Raw genomic sequence first — 14,000 nt, forward strand, 5'->3', positions numbered from 1 at the left:
TTTAGGCCTCATTGGTGGCAGACTTAGCGGGATGATCACAATGATCAATGATCTGTTGTAAATTAGTGGTCAGCAGATCTTGCACTGTCGCTTGCGCCGTCATGATTTGACTAGCATCTGCGATTACTTGATCGATCCGTAAGCCTGAAGCGTTAATGGCTTCACTAACGACAACTAAATTGGCTGTTACGGTTCGCTTTTCTTCCGCAGCAAAAAAATGACTTAATTTGGCAGAATCCTGCAACGGTAGATTAATGATTCCCGTTTGTAGACTAGCTGTCACGGGGCAAGGCAATCCGCTAATTTCTACTTGGGCGTCGACTAAATAACCGGCATCTACGGCTGCTTGAAATTGTTGACATAGTTGTTGGGTTATAGCTGTCAGTTTGGATTTGGCTAAACGGCGAGTTAATTTTAAAGTATTCGTTTCTTGTTGATAATTTTGCTGTGCCACTAGCTCTTGGAATTGTTGAGTAGTAATTTGCATAACTCCTGAAAAACTCCTTCTTTATTTTTACATCATCATACTATGGGCCTAGTGCGGTTTCAAATGAGACTCTCTTTGCCAATACCCTCGTGCGGTCTTTACATCCATTACCTTGAGACGCTCAATTGAATTTGTCGCTGAATCCACTTCTTAATTTTACATCTAGTTTGTGCTATGATGTAGTTTCAATGTATCTTTGCACCCGTTTTGGTATTAATTATCTACTAAGAACTGAGTTACAACATACCCGCGCAAAACGCTGAGTAAATCTAAAGCAGAAGAGATGTTTTGAGAGTGGCTAACGAAAAACAAAATCTTTCACGAAGTTTGTCTGCCCGTCATGTCAGTATGATTGCCATTGGCGGAACCATTGGGACCGGCTTGTTTTTGGGTTCCGGAGAATCTATTCATCAAGCAGGCCCGTTTATTCTAGTAATTTACTTAATCACTGGAGCTTTTATTTTTTTAATGATGCGCGCTTTAGGTGAGTTACTCCTTTCCGACACAAACTCCATTATTTTTGTAGATTTTATTAAAAAATATCTAGGACGTCGTACTGGTTTTATTATGGGCTGGACCTACTGGCTGGGATGGCTTATCATCGCCATGTCCGAGCTGATTGCCGTAGGAACTTACATGCAATTCTGGTTTCCTAACATCCCCATTTGGATCTGGGAAATTATTTTTTTAGGCATGTTATATTTGATTAATATTGTCGCTGTTTCTGCCTTTGGCGAAACGGAATTCTGGTTTGCTTTAATTAAAATTATTGCCATTATTGCGATTATTGTCACTGCGATCGTCATGGTCTGCTTGCAAACTAAGACTAGCCGCGGAACTGTCCAAATTGCGAATTTATGGCGGTTCGGTTTTTCTTCCGGCAAGCACCAAGAAATAATTGCATCCTTTCAAATGGCCTTTTTTTCCTTTCTGGGTGTAGAATTTGTCGGTGTCTCCGCAGCAGAAACCAAAGATCCTTTAAAAAACATTCCCCATTCGATTAATTCTGTAATTACTCGGATCTTAATTTTCTATATTGGAGCCCTAGCAGCCATTATGATTATTCAACCCTGGATGGATTATAGCGCTGGTAAGTCTCCTTTTGTGCAAGTATTCGCAGGTATTGGTATTAAAGCGGCTGCGGGCATTATTAATTTTGTCGTTCTCACCGCCGCGGCTTCCTCTTTAAATAGTTCCTTATTTACTACCGGGCGCATGTTATTTTCCTTAGCACCGAGTCGAAGTTATTTTGCTCATTTAAATCAGCATCAAATTCCCATGCGGGCCATTACTTTATCCACCATTTTAGTAGTCTTTGTGGTTTTGGTTAATTTCTTGTTTCCGGAGAATGCTTTTAAAATGATTACCTCTGTAGCTTCAGCGGCTTTTCTAATCATTTATATCTTTTTGATGCTGGCTCACATTTTTTATCGCCGCTCTACAGATTTTTTGCAAGGTGCCCAGCGCTTTCCATTGCCAGGTGCTCCGTATACGGATTATTTAACGATTATCTTTATGTTGCTTATTCTCCTCATTTTGTTAGTGATGCCAACTACCACGGTCACCACCTTAATTACTTTAGGTTGGTTTTTAATTATTTATCTCATCAGTTACCGCGTAGTACCTCGCAAATTATAGTTACCATGAATTATTATCGCAAGCGGGCTTCTGATAACTAAACTTATCAGAGGCCCTTTTATCTGTATCAATAAATATAAGATACTGTCATTCATACCAACAAACTAATATTAACTGCTAATAGCGGCAAGGAGGAAATTAATGTTCAAAGGCTACCTTTATTTAGCAATTGCGATCTTGGGTGAGATTGTCGGAACGAATTTATTACAAACTACTAAAAATTTTACTATTGTGAAAAATTCTTTGTTTTGCATATTAGCTTATGGGATCTGCTTTTATTTTTTATCTTTAGCCCTCAATTATATTCCACTTAATGTGGCCTATGCTCTGTGGGGAGCTTTGGGGATTATCGTTATTACTTGTACTTCGGTTTTAATTTGGCACGAGCAACTCAATGTACCCACCCTCATTGGTCTGGGTTTTATTATTATTGGCACGCTGCTGGTAGAGTATTTTCATAATTAAAATCTAGCACTCCTTATGGATATGGACGCAATTAACACCTAAAAAAACCTCGATATGCATATACATATCGAGGTTTTTATCAAACTACATCATTATTTAACTCTCAAGTTGGCCATATTATACATATTGCTAGGACCGTAATCAAGTTTAGTAATCCGCTTATGCGTCATAAAAGCTTGGCCATTTTGATACAACGGAATAACACCCTGTTGTTCATTCAAAATATCTTGTGCTGCTTTCATATCTTGCCACCGCGCGGCAGGATCATTCGCATCGTCACTTAAACTCTTATTCACTAATTCATCATACTTCGCATCGCTCCATTTACCCCGATTATAACTATTATCACTGGTAAATAAACTTAAGAAGTTAATTGGATCTGGGAAGTCAGCATTCCAAGCACTTACCACTAAATCAAAATCACCTTTTTCTGAACGACTAATCCGAGTCTTAAATGGCACATTGTTCAGCGTAATTTTCACTCCGGGAAGCTTTTCTAATTGACTTTGTAAAAACTCGGCCTGCTGTTTAGATATATCTGTATCGTCTCCCAGCATCGTTAAATTGATCTTTTTACCTGTATTACCCGTTTCTTGGAGTCCCTCACGCCATAATCTCTTTGCCTCTGGCAAATCGTATTTAGTATACTTTTCCCCACTGGCACTGGTTTCGGCCACGAAATCCTTGCTTTTGTTTTGCGGATCAAAGGACATATTCCTTGGTGTAACTGAAGTCTCGGCAGATGTGCCATTACCTAAAACTTTCTTGGTTAATTGCTGCCGATTAATGGATAAGGCAAAGGCTTGACGTAATTTAGCATTTTTAAACATTGATAATTTCTTTTGATTCATTTCCAAGTAAAAAGTCGAATTAACTTTCAGAACGCCATAACCCTTGGAACCTTTCATTTGCTTGGAAGTATCCCCCGTCAACTCGGCCCGATCCATTTTACCTGATTGATAAAGATTTAAAGCCGTAGAAGCATCTTTAACTACCTGATATTTTAATTTTTTAACCTTCACATTTTTAGCATTCCAATATTTGTCATTTTTGACTTGCAGCCAGCTGTTATCCGAAGATGACCAATTCTGTAATTTATAAGGTCCACTAAAAACTAAAGTTTTGGAATCAGTACCGTATTTTTTACCCCATTTATTGACTACTTTAGGATTTTGGGGATAAAAGGTTTGAAAAGCCATCAATTTGTCAAAATAAGGTATTGGTTTTTCTAAGGTTACTTGCAAAGTATGCTGATCTAAGGCCTTAACACCTAAACTATTAACAGGTTTTTTACCTGCAGAAATATCTTTTGCATTGGCCACCCCTTCATAAATATAAGCATATTGGGACTTGGTCTTGGGATCAACACTGCGGCGCCAAGCAAACACAAAGTCTTGCGCGGTAATCGGATCCCCGTTGCTCCACTGAGCATTTTTTCGTAGGGGGAACGTATAAGTTAAACCATTATTAGTCGGTTTCACAATTTTGGTAGAAAGCGCCGGTTTCAAATCCTGACCACTATAACGATACAAACCTTCCATCGTATTCGCTAACGATTGCGCGGAAATGAGATCAGTAACTAAAGACGGATCCTGGGTCGCTATCCCATCTTTTTGGGTAAAACTTACTGGTTCATCAGCTGATTTGGTTTTATCTCCGCCACCGGAACTACAACCAGTAAGCGCGACAGCAACCAAGAAGGCAGCCGAGCTTCCGATCAAAAACTTTTTTAACTTCATGATTTCACCCCTTGTTTTAATAATATTAATATTTGTTAATATTCTACAAGAAGATGTCACAATTGTAAACTAATAATTTTAAAAACGAAGATTTTTTATTTTCAATAACAGAAGCTCAGTTTATTTGCTAATTATTTGGTTTTGATCCGTAAATTGACCATGTTATACATATTTCCCGGGCCATAATCTAACTTCGTAATCCGCTTATGTGTCATGAAAGCTTGACCGTTTTGATAGAGTGGCACCACTCCTTGCTGTTCATTAATGATATTTTGTGCCGCTTTCATATCTTGCCAGCGTGCCACTTCATTAGTAGCATCGGCATTTAAGCTTTTATTCACAAAGTCATCATATTGCGTATTGGCCCATTTACCACTGTTGTAGCTGGCATCGGATGTAAAGAGGGTTAAAAAGTTAATTGGATCTGGAAAATCGGCATTCCAAGTCGTAACCACTAAATCAAAATCGCCACTGACCGAACGACTTAAACGATTTTTATAGGGTACATTATTTAAGCTGATTTTTAAGTTGGGGAGTTTTTGTAATTGATTTTGGAGAAATTCACTCTGCTGTTTAGCAATATCTGTATCATCATTTAATAAGGTCAAAGTAAATTTCTTATGGGTATTGCCGGTTTCGGCTAAGCCCGCTTGCCACAGTTTTTTAGCTTGCGCGACATCATATTTTGTATTAGCCAAGCCGCTGTGACTTGTTTCAGCTACAAAATCCTGCTTGGGTTTTTGGGGATCAAAGGCCATATTAGCTGCAGTGACCGAACTGGCAGCACTAGTTCCATTACCGACCACTTTTTTAGTCAGCTGTGAACGATTAATCGCTAAAGATAAAGCTTGGCGAATCTTTTGATTTTTTAAAAGTTCTACTTTCTTTTGATTCAATTCTAAGTAAATTGTCGAATTTTGTTTCAAAACGCTGTAGCCTTTGGATCCCTTCATTTGTTTGGAGGTATCTCCCGTTAATTCGGCCCGGTCCACTTTGCCGGATTGGTACAAATTCAAAGCCGTTGAGGCATCTTTAACAACTTGGTATTTTAATTTTTTCACTTGGACTTGTTTAGCATTCCAATATTTATCATTTTTCACTTGTGTCCAAGAATTCGCGGAAGGATTCCAGTTTTGTAATTTGTATGGGCCATTAAAAACTAAAGTCTTCGCACTCGTACCATATTTTTTACCCCATTTATTCACGACCTTGGGATTTTGAGGATAAAAAGTTTGAAAAGCCATAAGCTTATTAAAGTAAGGAATAGGTTTCTCTAAATTAACTTCTAAGGTCTGCGCATTCAGAGCCTTAACTCCCAAGGTATCGGTAGGTTTTTTCCCTTCTGAAATAGCTTTTGCATTGTTAATTCCTTCAAAAATAAAAGCATATTGGGATTTAGTCTTGGGATCCACGGCCCGACGCCATGCAAAAACAAAATCTTGAGCCGTGACCGGATCCCCGTTACTCCATTGAACATGGGGACGTAATTTAAAAGTATAAGTTAAACCATTATTAGTCGGCTGAACTATGCTGGTGGCCATAGCCGGTTTCAAAACTTTACCATCATAACGATATAAGCCATCCATCGTATTGACTAAGGATTGTCCAGAAATAATATCCGTAGCTACAGCCGAATCTTGAGTGGGAATATTATCTTTGCTAGTAAAAATAACCGGATCATTCACCGACTTCTTGGATTCTGCCTGGTTGGAACTGCATCCCGCCAAACTGGCGGCGGCGATCGTCAGCACAACGACACTAGATAATGTTGCTTTAAGTTTCATAAAATCCTCTCTTCCATTATATTAAAAATAATTAAATACAATGTTACGCGATATTTGCAACAAAGTAAATAATTCCATTAAAGAATTTTAATCTAGCTTTAGTTCGAGCTTCACTTCTGCACAACTGGTCCTATTCCAAGATAGTTTATTAGATCCGTGTTTGCTGATCAGATTTTGTAATTGGTCTGGCTTGGAGCTTACATATTAAATTTTCTTAAAGTCCTCTTGCAAAGTGTGTTAAGATATTTTTTGGTATTTAATTTTTAAAAAATTAAGAAAGGAGTTAAATAAAATGACTTCCAAAAAATTACCCCATCCCAATAATAATTCACTGTTAGCTTATGCTTCATATGTTATTGCGTTAGGTGGTTTTCTTTTTGGATATGATACCGGAGTGGTTAATGGCGCGCTGTCGTTTATGAGCCAACCAGATCAACTCAATTTATCCGCGAATAATCAAGGTTGGGTATCCGGGGCCTTGGTCTTGGGGTGCACGTTTGGAGCACTATTTTGCGGCCAACTCGCTGACAAATTTGGGCGGCGCTGGTTATTGCATGCCGTAGCTACTGTGTTTACGCTTGCTACGCTTGGTTGTTTTTTAGCTCTTAATATTCTCATGTTAAGTATTTTTCGGTTTATTTTAGGATTATCTGTCGGCTGTGCTTCCACTTTGGCACCTATGTATTTAAATGAAATTTCGCCGGATCGTTATAAATCTAGAAATGTCAACAAGAATGCTGTCGCCGTTGTGGTGGGACAGTTATCTGCTTTTATTATGAATGCACTTTTGGGATCGCTATTTCCAAAGTGGCATGCCGTCTGGCGACTGATGATTTTACTGGCAGGTATTCCCGCTGTGGTTTTATGGATTTTATCCATTAATTTACCGCAAAGCCCAACTTGGCAAGTGATTCATAGTACAAGGGAAAAAGCACGTGCCACTTTTCACCGCCTGGGTTTTCCCCGTTTAGATATCAAAGAAGTAATTGATCAAGTTCAAGAACAAAAAAAGCCCCAAACGGCCTTTTCTTTAACAGACATTTGGCACCATAAAGCTCTCTTATATTTACTCCTAGCGGGTACGGCGATCGGTTTGATACAACAATTTTCCGGTGTCAACGTGGTAATGTATTATGGGACTACACTCTTAGAAAAGGTCGGCATGGGCGCCAATGCTTCACTCTATGGTAATGTTTTAATCGGCATTGTTTCTTCTATTGCGACGACAGTGGGATCTCAATTGACCTTAAACCATTCTCATCAACATTTATTGTTAGTTGGCTTAACCGGAAACGTCGTCTGTCTCAGCATTTTAACAATAATCATGCAAACCCATTTTTTGTCTCAAAATTGGTTAAATCTTCTTGTCTTATTCTTTTTAACAAGTTTTTTAGCTTTGCAGCAAGGTTTGGTAAGCCCCGTTACTTGGTTATTACTATCGGAAATCTTCCCACCGGTAGTCAAATCAAACTTTATGAGCTGGTCCACCACCGTCATTTGGTTGAGCAATTTCATTATTAGTTTGATTTTTCCAGCCTTGGTTCATGCCGTAGGCATTGGGAATGTCTTTTTAATTTTTGCGGGAAGTAATATTGGTTGTATCTGTTTGACATTAATTTTTGTCAACCGTCAGTACATTACTGCTATTAATCAACAATTTAATCATCAAATTTAGGAGCAAACTGTGACTGAATTATTAACTTTTCAATTAGCTAAATTTACCGATTTACCACAAATTGTCGCTATTTATAATCAAACCATCGCCGCCAAAACAGTCACCGCTGATTTACAACCGGTAACTGTCAAACAACGTGAGCCCTGGTTTCAACAACATCAAAATCCCCAGCGTCCACTCTGGACGGTGACACAAAACCAGCAAATGCTAGGCTGGGTCAGTTTAAGTGACTTTTACGGCCGGGCAGCTTATCAACCAACGGCCGAAATTAGTTTATACTTTGATCAGACATCCCGGCATCAAGGATGTGGCAGTCAAACCTTACACTTTGTGGAAAAGCAATTGCTTCAACTCCAAATTTCTAATTTAGTCGCCGAAGTTTTTAGCCAAAATATCCCCAGTACTCATTTCTTTCAAAAAAACCACTTTCAACGCTGGGGCCACTTACCACAAGTGGCAGATATGGGTTCTCATTGGTGTGATGTGGATATTTGGGGCAAAAAATATTAATCATTAAAACTCACTCAAAACTAGAAAGATGTGCTACAAATTGTTTGATCAAGGCTCGATAAGCTGTCGGATCCGCTTCCAGAGACCGGATATGTGAACCGGTTGTAAAACGGACCAACATTTTGGGAGCACTAGCTGCCTCAAATAACGCCTGCGACATCCACGCAGGTACAGTTACATCTGCTTGCCCACAAATCAAAAGTAATGGTGGATGCTGGCCGCGGACACTAGCTAGCGGGCTGATCTGCCGATAACTGGCTTGTACTTTGAAACGTGACCACAAAGATAACAAGTGCGTCAAACCTTTGCTGGGTAATCCCGTTTGACGATGAATGTTATATTGCATAATCTCTTGGGCACTAGTGTAGCTGGAATCAGCAATGACGCCCTTCACAGCCACCGGCAAAGACAGTGTTAAACTTTGCAAAACAGTCGCGGCTCCCAAAGAAGCGCCCATTAAAATGATCGGAACTTGCAGTTGCCGATCGGCTTGCAACCGTTGCAGCCACAATAAGACATCTTTTTTTTCTTGATAACCATAACTGCTGTAACGACCAGCACTAGCCCCGGCAGCCCGATTATCTGGCTGTAAAATGTTATATCCTAGTTGATAGAAAACCGCAGCAAACTTATCCATCGCATGGTGGTCCACACCAAAACCATGAATTAAGAGTACTGTCCCCCGATTTTGTGGGTTGCGTGTTAAGTAAGCCACTAATCGTAAACCATCACCACTCATCAAAGACCAAGTTGTTTGCGGCAGTCGTTGAAACTTCCGCATTGCCACTAACGCTGAATTATTGGCGGCAAATTGCGGGGGATGGCTTTTTAAACTGGAACTACCCCGCTGATGCACATAATTAAATAAAGAATGGCCTAAAACCAAAGGAATAGCTCCGATCGCCGCGGCTAAGATATATTTTTTTTTCATGAATAATTCACTTCTTTAACTGCCAGCATACCTAATCCCACTAAGATAACACTGCCAAAAATCAGGCCAAAAAGCCAAGCAAAAGAGATTTCCGTAGCAATGAGACTACCCAAATAAGGACCCAAAGCCCGGCCCAGAGAACCAAAAACTACGTAAAAACTTTGATAAGTTCCTTGACGGCCTTGTGGTGCAAATTTACTCAATAAAGCCGGAATCGTCGGAAAAGTAATCGATTCGCCAATGGTCAAAATCAGCATACTTAAAATATACTGCCCATAATTTCGCGCTCCCGGTAATAAGATAAAAGAACTACCCATTATCCCCAATCCCAGGGCAATTTGAGACTTCAACAATGGTAACCAACGACAAATGAAACGATTCATCAAGGGTTGAACAATAATTAATGAAGCTGCATTAATACTAAATAATAAGCTATAATCATGCATAGTCAATCCCTGATCTAACATATATAAGGATAAATTGCTATCCCATTGGGAATAACCCAGCCAAACTATTAAGACCGTAATACAAATCAGCACCAGATTAATTCTCAAACGCTGCCGACTCAGTTGCAGTGGCTTTTTTTTATTTGGAGAAGCCACCGTGGAGTTAGCTTGATAAACATGGGAAACTGCGGCTCCGTCTAAAACTGCCCCATGGGTGAGAACAATGATCAAACAAACGAAAAAACACACCGCTGGCAAGAAAAAAGTCCAAAATATGCTGGCCTGAAAAATAGAACTAACCCCCATTGACCCCAAGGCAATCCCCACATTAGCTGAAAGATACATGCGATTAAAGATTTGTTGGTATTGTTGGGGATGCTGTTGCGCCGCGATGGCAGTATAAGAATTAACCGCCGTATAAGCAATTCCCATTCCCAAACCAACCATTAATAGTAATCCGGCGTACACTGGCCAAGTGTGAAACTTAGCGATTAACAAAAAACCGATGGCTGCCAAGGTGAAGCCACCGACTAACGTTTTTCGTTGTGAAAAACGGTCGAATAATCGGCCACCTAAGAAATTGCCGAGCATCATAAATCCGGAGTATAACATCAAAGCGAAACCTGCTACCACCATAGATTCATGTAAATTTTTTGTAATAAAAATCGTATTAACTGGTAAAATAAAACCCATCACTAAATTAAAGACAATATTAATTAACAAGAGCCATCGCTGTTGTGCGTCTAGCATCTACTCACACTCCTAAAAATATTTTTTCAAAAATAAGAATTCATCTTGTTACCCACTAGTAAGTCCTGGTAGTAAGCTGTTCATTAAGGAGATAGCACTTATGATCAAAAACTACTCATTGAATCTTCTGCAAACTTACCGGCGTTTGACATTGGTTTTACAAAAAATTTATCCTTTAGTTTTAATCGATGCCTACCTGCGGTTAATTCAATGCAATTTTTTACTACCCAATGGTTTTTTGAACACTATCAGTCATTTAGGAAGGCCTAATGATTGGTGGGTTCAAAATTTTAATCACGCCGTCCAGCTTTATGAAATCTTAATTTTATTTTTCATGGGATATTTGCTAACAGAATATTTTAACAAACATTCACAATTTCTCCTAGGCTTTTGTACAATTTTAATCCTGGCATTAGTTTGCTTTAATTCTGGTCGAGACCCACATAATGGTATCTTGGCGCCGCCTTTATTCGTCATTGTGCTCATTAGTTGGATTGTCGCCCGACTGTTTAGTAAGTTACCAGGTAAAGTTCTACCCATTATTACGAGCTTAGTAAGCGGCAGTTTACTCAATCAAATTAATCTCAATACCTTATTTATGAAATTACCCGGTATTTCTACCAGTTCCCATCATTTTAACTGGTGGGTGATTTTACCTTTAACCGTTATTCGAAATGGCGCTAGTTGGCTGGGGATGATTGATCCTTTTATGGCAGCCAAACAAGCGATTAATTCGCCAGCAGCCACGGCTAATTTGGCCACGGCCTTATCGCAAAAAACTCTCAATCATGTGCCCCATCCGCTGAATTCCCATACCATTTATAGTAGTTATGCCTTTTTAGGCGGCATTGGTTGTACTTTAGGATTATTAATTGCTTTATATTTATTGCATCAAGATCGTCTCGTTTTAGAAAACCTCATTCCCAGTACGTTTGGTTTCAATGCTCCCTTATTGTTTGCTTTACCTTTATACGCTAATCCAATACTCTTAATTCCCTATCTTCTCAGTCCTTTAGCCAGTATGCTTATCGGCGGATTGTTTATTCAACTGCACTGGGCTCAACCGGCGGTTTATCAAATATTTTCCGGGACGCCTAGTTTTCTAATTAATTTTTTAGGTACTAATGGCAATTGGGGCAGTTTGATCGCTACTGTTCTAGCTATTGGTGCTTCTACCATCATTTATTATCCTTTTATTAAATATGAGGTCAGTCATGAAAACCAGAATGTGGATTAATCTTCTCGGATTAGCTTTACTGTTACTTACCTTTCCAGCGCTCCACACTATGCGTACCGCGGTCCATAGTGAACGCGTCTTTCACAATTCACGAGTTTCACCTATTATATTTATACCTGGCAGCTCGGCCAGCCAAGATCGTTTCGATGATCTCTTTCAGACCTTTAACCATCCGAAAAGTAAACACAGTATTCTCAAGATTACCGTCGACACTAAGAACCAAATCCACCATCAAGGAGTGATTGCGGCACGGGATCGGCAACCTCTAATTGTGATTGCTTTTCAAAATAATCATGATGGTTATACCAATATTGCTCATCAGACCCAATGGTTGCAAACTGCCATGAATTACCTGACAAATAAATATAATTTCAATAATTTCTATGCTATCGGACATTCTAATGGCGGTCTTAATTGGACCTGGTATTTAGAAAAATATTTTAATTCCAACAATTTAACCGTTAATGCTTTAATGACCATCGGGACTCCTTACAACTCCTTAGAATCCAACTTTAAAAATCAAACTGCCATCTTTCGACAGCTGTATCAACACCGGCAAAAATTACCCCATAACATGATCGTTTATTCCATTGCGGGCACAACTAATTATGAAAATGACGGCATCGTACCTTATCAAAGTGTAGAAGCAGCCAAATATATATTTCAAAAGCAAGTCCGGAAATATACCCAAATCACCGTCACAGGACATGAAAGTAATCATTCCAGTCTGTTAGCTAATCCAGAAGTTGCTCGCTTAATTCAAAGTAATATTTTAGACAGTAATCTGAATAATCCCAATATAAAAAAGCCGTGATCAAATTGATCGCGGCTTTTTTATGGGGCACTGAATCATTCAGTGATCATTTGCAGTTCACATCTACAAATAATATCGTTCTCACAATCCGGTGAGTACTGCTTTTTGCAGTTAACGTCCCTAGAACGATTACTTTATAGTAATCACTCGACTCATCGCATACATTAAATGTATCACGTAGTCCGCTGATGTGCAAGTTCAATTACTACTTGGGCCATCATATAGCCCATGGCAATCGCCCCAATCATCATCAAAACCATGAGAAATAACCGAACACTATTTACAAATTGTCCACTAACCATTGCTCGTACTGCCTGATAAGCAGTCGCGCCGGGCACTAAAGGAACTAAAGCGGGAATATTAAATAATGTTGTCGGCATTTTTTTGTAATAAGCTAAGCCATAACTAATCAATCCCACACTAAAAGCACTAATCAAACTCGAAGAGACTTTGCCTAAGCAAGCAAACTGATAACAGTACCAATAAATTATCCAGCCAATACTCCCAGTTAACCCCCCAGCTAATAAAGCCTCTCGGGGAATATTAATACAAATAGCGTAACCCACCGTTGCCAAACCACTGAACAAAAATTGAATGATAATTTGTAAATAAATATTCATATCTCAACCTCAAGCTAAAAATCTTAAAATTAAGGCAATGCCGCCTCCAATGGCTAACGCCGTGAGCGTTCCCGCCACCATTCTGGTTAATCCCGAAATTAGATGTCCCGAAATCAAATCCCGTAACGCATTTGTTAAGGCGACTCCCGGCACCAAAGGCATTACGGCGCCAATAATCAAATAATTAATATGCTGGGCCAAGCCTAAATATTGAAATCCAACTGCCATTAGAGCAATCGCTGCTCCGGCAATGAATTCACTAATAAATTGGACTTTTAGTATCTCATTTAAATAATAGTCCAGTCCATATCCCAACATTCCAACAATCCCGGCGGGGACAAAATCAAGCCAATCATATTTACCAATGAAAATAATCATTAGAAAACAACTAATAAAAAAAGAAGAGAGTAATTTCCACCAGAAAGGAAAATCGCGCGTACTATGATCGATTTGTTTTAACCCCGCTTCCAGTTGATCCAGGGTGATTTCCCCTGCAGAGAATTGACGCGACAAAGCGTTGACTAAATTAACCTTTTCCAAATTAATGTTACTGTGAGTTACTTGTGCCATTTTCGTAATATCAATATTTTGCGCGCTTAAAAAAATACCCGTCGGTGTGGTAAAGATTTCTGGTTTAGTCAGACCGCCGGTATGTAAAATATATTTTAAAGTATCTTCAATGCGATACATTTCCGAGCCCGATTCCATCAAAATTCTCCCCGCCAAAATACCGGTATCTAAAACTTGTTGTGTCCTCGTTTTATCCATTGTTTGTCCCTCTTCTTCGATCAATGCTCGGATTTTATAATAAATGATCCCTTCTTCAACCGCAATCACAAAAAAGCCATCAGTGTAATAACTGATGGCTTTCAACAAGCTTTAAAATATGCCAGCGTGGCAACGT

General features: G+C 39.2%; 13 protein-coding genes. 6 read left to right on the forward strand and 7 right to left on the reverse strand.

Going from position 1 to position 14,000, the window contains the following annotated elements:
• Nucleotide 1: 1 nt before the first annotated feature.
• Nucleotides 2-487 carry a hypothetical protein gene (locus JG30_RS07210; RefSeq protein ID WP_046317661.1) on the reverse strand — a complete coding sequence of 162 codons (486 nt, stop codon included), beginning with the start codon at nt 485-487 and terminating at the stop codon, nt 2-4.
• Nucleotides 488-835: 348 nt separating this feature from the next.
• Between JG30_RS07210 and JG30_RS07215 the strand changes: the two genes are divergently transcribed.
• Nucleotides 836-2,125 (forward strand): amino acid permease, encoded by a 1,290-nt coding sequence (locus JG30_RS07215; protein ID WP_046317983.1) that lies wholly within the window; start codon nt 836-838, stop codon nt 2,123-2,125.
• Nucleotides 2,126-2,266: 141 nt separating this feature from the next.
• Nucleotides 2,267-2,590, forward strand: a complete 324-nt coding sequence (locus tag JG30_RS07220) for a DMT family transporter (RefSeq protein WP_046317663.1) — start codon at nt 2,267-2,269, stop codon at nt 2,588-2,590.
• Nucleotides 2,591-2,682: 92 nt separating this feature from the next.
• Here JG30_RS07220 and JG30_RS07225 read toward each other — a convergent pair whose 3' ends face one another.
• Both JG30_RS07225 and JG30_RS07230 read right to left on the reverse strand, forming a co-directional pair.
• Entirely contained in the window at nt 2,683-4,329 is a 1,647-nt protein-coding gene (locus JG30_RS07225) for a peptide ABC transporter substrate-binding protein (RefSeq protein ID WP_046317665.1), read from the reverse strand.
• A gap of 131 nt (nt 4,330-4,460) precedes the next feature.
• Nucleotides 4,461-6,113, reverse strand: a complete 1,653-nt coding sequence (locus JG30_RS07230; protein WP_046317668.1) for a peptide ABC transporter substrate-binding protein — start codon at nt 6,111-6,113, stop codon at nt 4,461-4,463.
• 292 nt (nt 6,114-6,405) lie between these two features.
• Between JG30_RS07230 and JG30_RS07235 the strand changes: the two genes are divergently transcribed.
• Together JG30_RS07235 and JG30_RS07240 are read left to right on the forward strand one after the other, a co-directional pair.
• Nucleotides 6,406-7,788 (forward strand): sugar porter family MFS transporter, encoded by a 1,383-nt coding sequence (locus JG30_RS07235; RefSeq protein WP_046317671.1) that lies wholly within the window; start codon nt 6,406-6,408, stop codon nt 7,786-7,788.
• A gap of 9 nt (nt 7,789-7,797) precedes the next feature.
• Entirely contained in the window at nt 7,798-8,298 is a 501-nt protein-coding gene (locus tag JG30_RS07240) for a GNAT family N-acetyltransferase (RefSeq protein WP_046317673.1), read from the forward strand.
• Nucleotides 8,299-8,308: 10 nt separating this feature from the next.
• On the opposite strand, the gene JG30_RS07245 is transcribed toward JG30_RS07240, so the two are convergent.
• Both JG30_RS07245 and JG30_RS07250 read right to left on the reverse strand, forming a co-directional pair.
• Complete coding sequence (locus tag JG30_RS07245) at nt 8,309-9,229, reverse strand: alpha/beta hydrolase (RefSeq protein WP_046317675.1); 921 nt, start codon at nt 9,227-9,229, stop codon at nt 8,309-8,311.
• Nucleotides 9,226-10,425 (reverse strand): MFS transporter, encoded by a 1,200-nt coding sequence (locus tag JG30_RS07250; protein ID WP_046317677.1) that lies wholly within the window; start codon nt 10,423-10,425, stop codon nt 9,226-9,228. The genes JG30_RS07245 and JG30_RS07250 overlap by 4 nt, the downstream gene beginning before the upstream one ends.
• A gap of 100 nt (nt 10,426-10,525) precedes the next feature.
• Here JG30_RS07250 and JG30_RS07255 point away from each other — a divergent pair, with 100 nt between their 5' ends.
• On the forward strand, nt 10,526-11,662 hold the full coding sequence (locus JG30_RS07255; RefSeq protein ID WP_046317680.1) for a PTS sugar transporter subunit IIC: 1,137 nt from the start codon (nt 10,526-10,528) through the stop codon (nt 11,660-11,662).
• Nucleotides 11,640-12,476: an alpha/beta hydrolase gene (locus JG30_RS07260; protein ID WP_052725259.1), complete on the forward strand. Its 837-nt coding sequence runs from the start codon at nt 11,640-11,642 to the stop codon at nt 12,474-12,476. The genes JG30_RS07255 and JG30_RS07260 overlap by 23 nt, the downstream gene beginning before the upstream one ends.
• 173 nt (nt 12,477-12,649) lie before the next feature.
• Here JG30_RS07260 and JG30_RS07265 read toward each other — a convergent pair whose 3' ends face one another.
• Nucleotides 12,650-13,096: a threonine/serine exporter family protein gene (locus JG30_RS07265; RefSeq protein ID WP_046317685.1), complete on the reverse strand. Its 447-nt coding sequence runs from the start codon at nt 13,094-13,096 to the stop codon at nt 12,650-12,652.
• Between the two features lie 9 nt (nt 13,097-13,105).
• Nucleotides 13,106-13,864 carry a threonine/serine exporter family protein gene (locus JG30_RS07270; RefSeq protein WP_046317986.1) on the reverse strand — a complete coding sequence of 253 codons (759 nt, stop codon included), beginning with the start codon at nt 13,862-13,864 and terminating at the stop codon, nt 13,106-13,108.
• Nucleotides 13,865-14,000: the final 136 nt, after the last annotated feature.

The sequence above is a fragment of the Bombilactobacillus mellifer genome (assembly GCF_000970795.1).
Lineage (GTDB): Bacteria > Bacillota > Bacilli > Lactobacillales > Lactobacillaceae > Bombilactobacillus > Bombilactobacillus mellifer.

Excerpts from the sequence above, each read along its gene's own strand:
- JG30_RS07260 (WP_052725259.1), top strand. The coding sequence starts at position 11,640 with ATGAAAACCAGAATGTGGATTAATCTTCTCGGATTAGCTTTACTGTTA.
- JG30_RS07225 (WP_046317665.1), bottom strand. The coding sequence starts at position 4,329 with ATGAAGTTAAAAAAGTTTTTGATCGGAAGCTCGGCTGCCTTCTTGGTT.
- JG30_RS07270 (WP_046317986.1), bottom strand. The coding sequence starts at position 13,864 with ATGGATAAAACGAGGACACAACAAGTTTTAGATACCGGTATTTTGGCG.
- JG30_RS07255 (WP_046317680.1), top strand. The coding sequence starts at position 10,526 with ATGATCAAAAACTACTCATTGAATCTTCTGCAAACTTACCGGCGTTTG.
- JG30_RS07250 (WP_046317677.1), bottom strand. The coding sequence starts at position 10,425 with ATGCTAGACGCACAACAGCGATGGCTCTTGTTAATTAATATTGTCTTT.
- JG30_RS07265 (WP_046317685.1), bottom strand. The coding sequence starts at position 13,096 with ATGAATATTTATTTACAAATTATCATTCAATTTTTGTTCAGTGGTTTG.
- JG30_RS07245 (WP_046317675.1), bottom strand. The coding sequence starts at position 9,229 with ATGAAAAAAAAATATATCTTAGCCGCGGCGATCGGAGCTATTCCTTTG.
- JG30_RS07235 (WP_046317671.1), top strand. The coding sequence starts at position 6,406 with ATGACTTCCAAAAAATTACCCCATCCCAATAATAATTCACTGTTAGCT.
- JG30_RS07210 (WP_046317661.1), bottom strand. The coding sequence starts at position 487 with ATGCAAATTACTACTCAACAATTCCAAGAGCTAGTGGCACAGCAAAAT.
- JG30_RS07230 (WP_046317668.1), bottom strand. The coding sequence starts at position 6,113 with ATGAAACTTAAAGCAACATTATCTAGTGTCGTTGTGCTGACGATCGCC.
- JG30_RS07220 (WP_046317663.1), top strand. The coding sequence starts at position 2,267 with ATGTTCAAAGGCTACCTTTATTTAGCAATTGCGATCTTGGGTGAGATT.
- JG30_RS07215 (WP_046317983.1), top strand. The coding sequence starts at position 836 with ATGATTGCCATTGGCGGAACCATTGGGACCGGCTTGTTTTTGGGTTCC.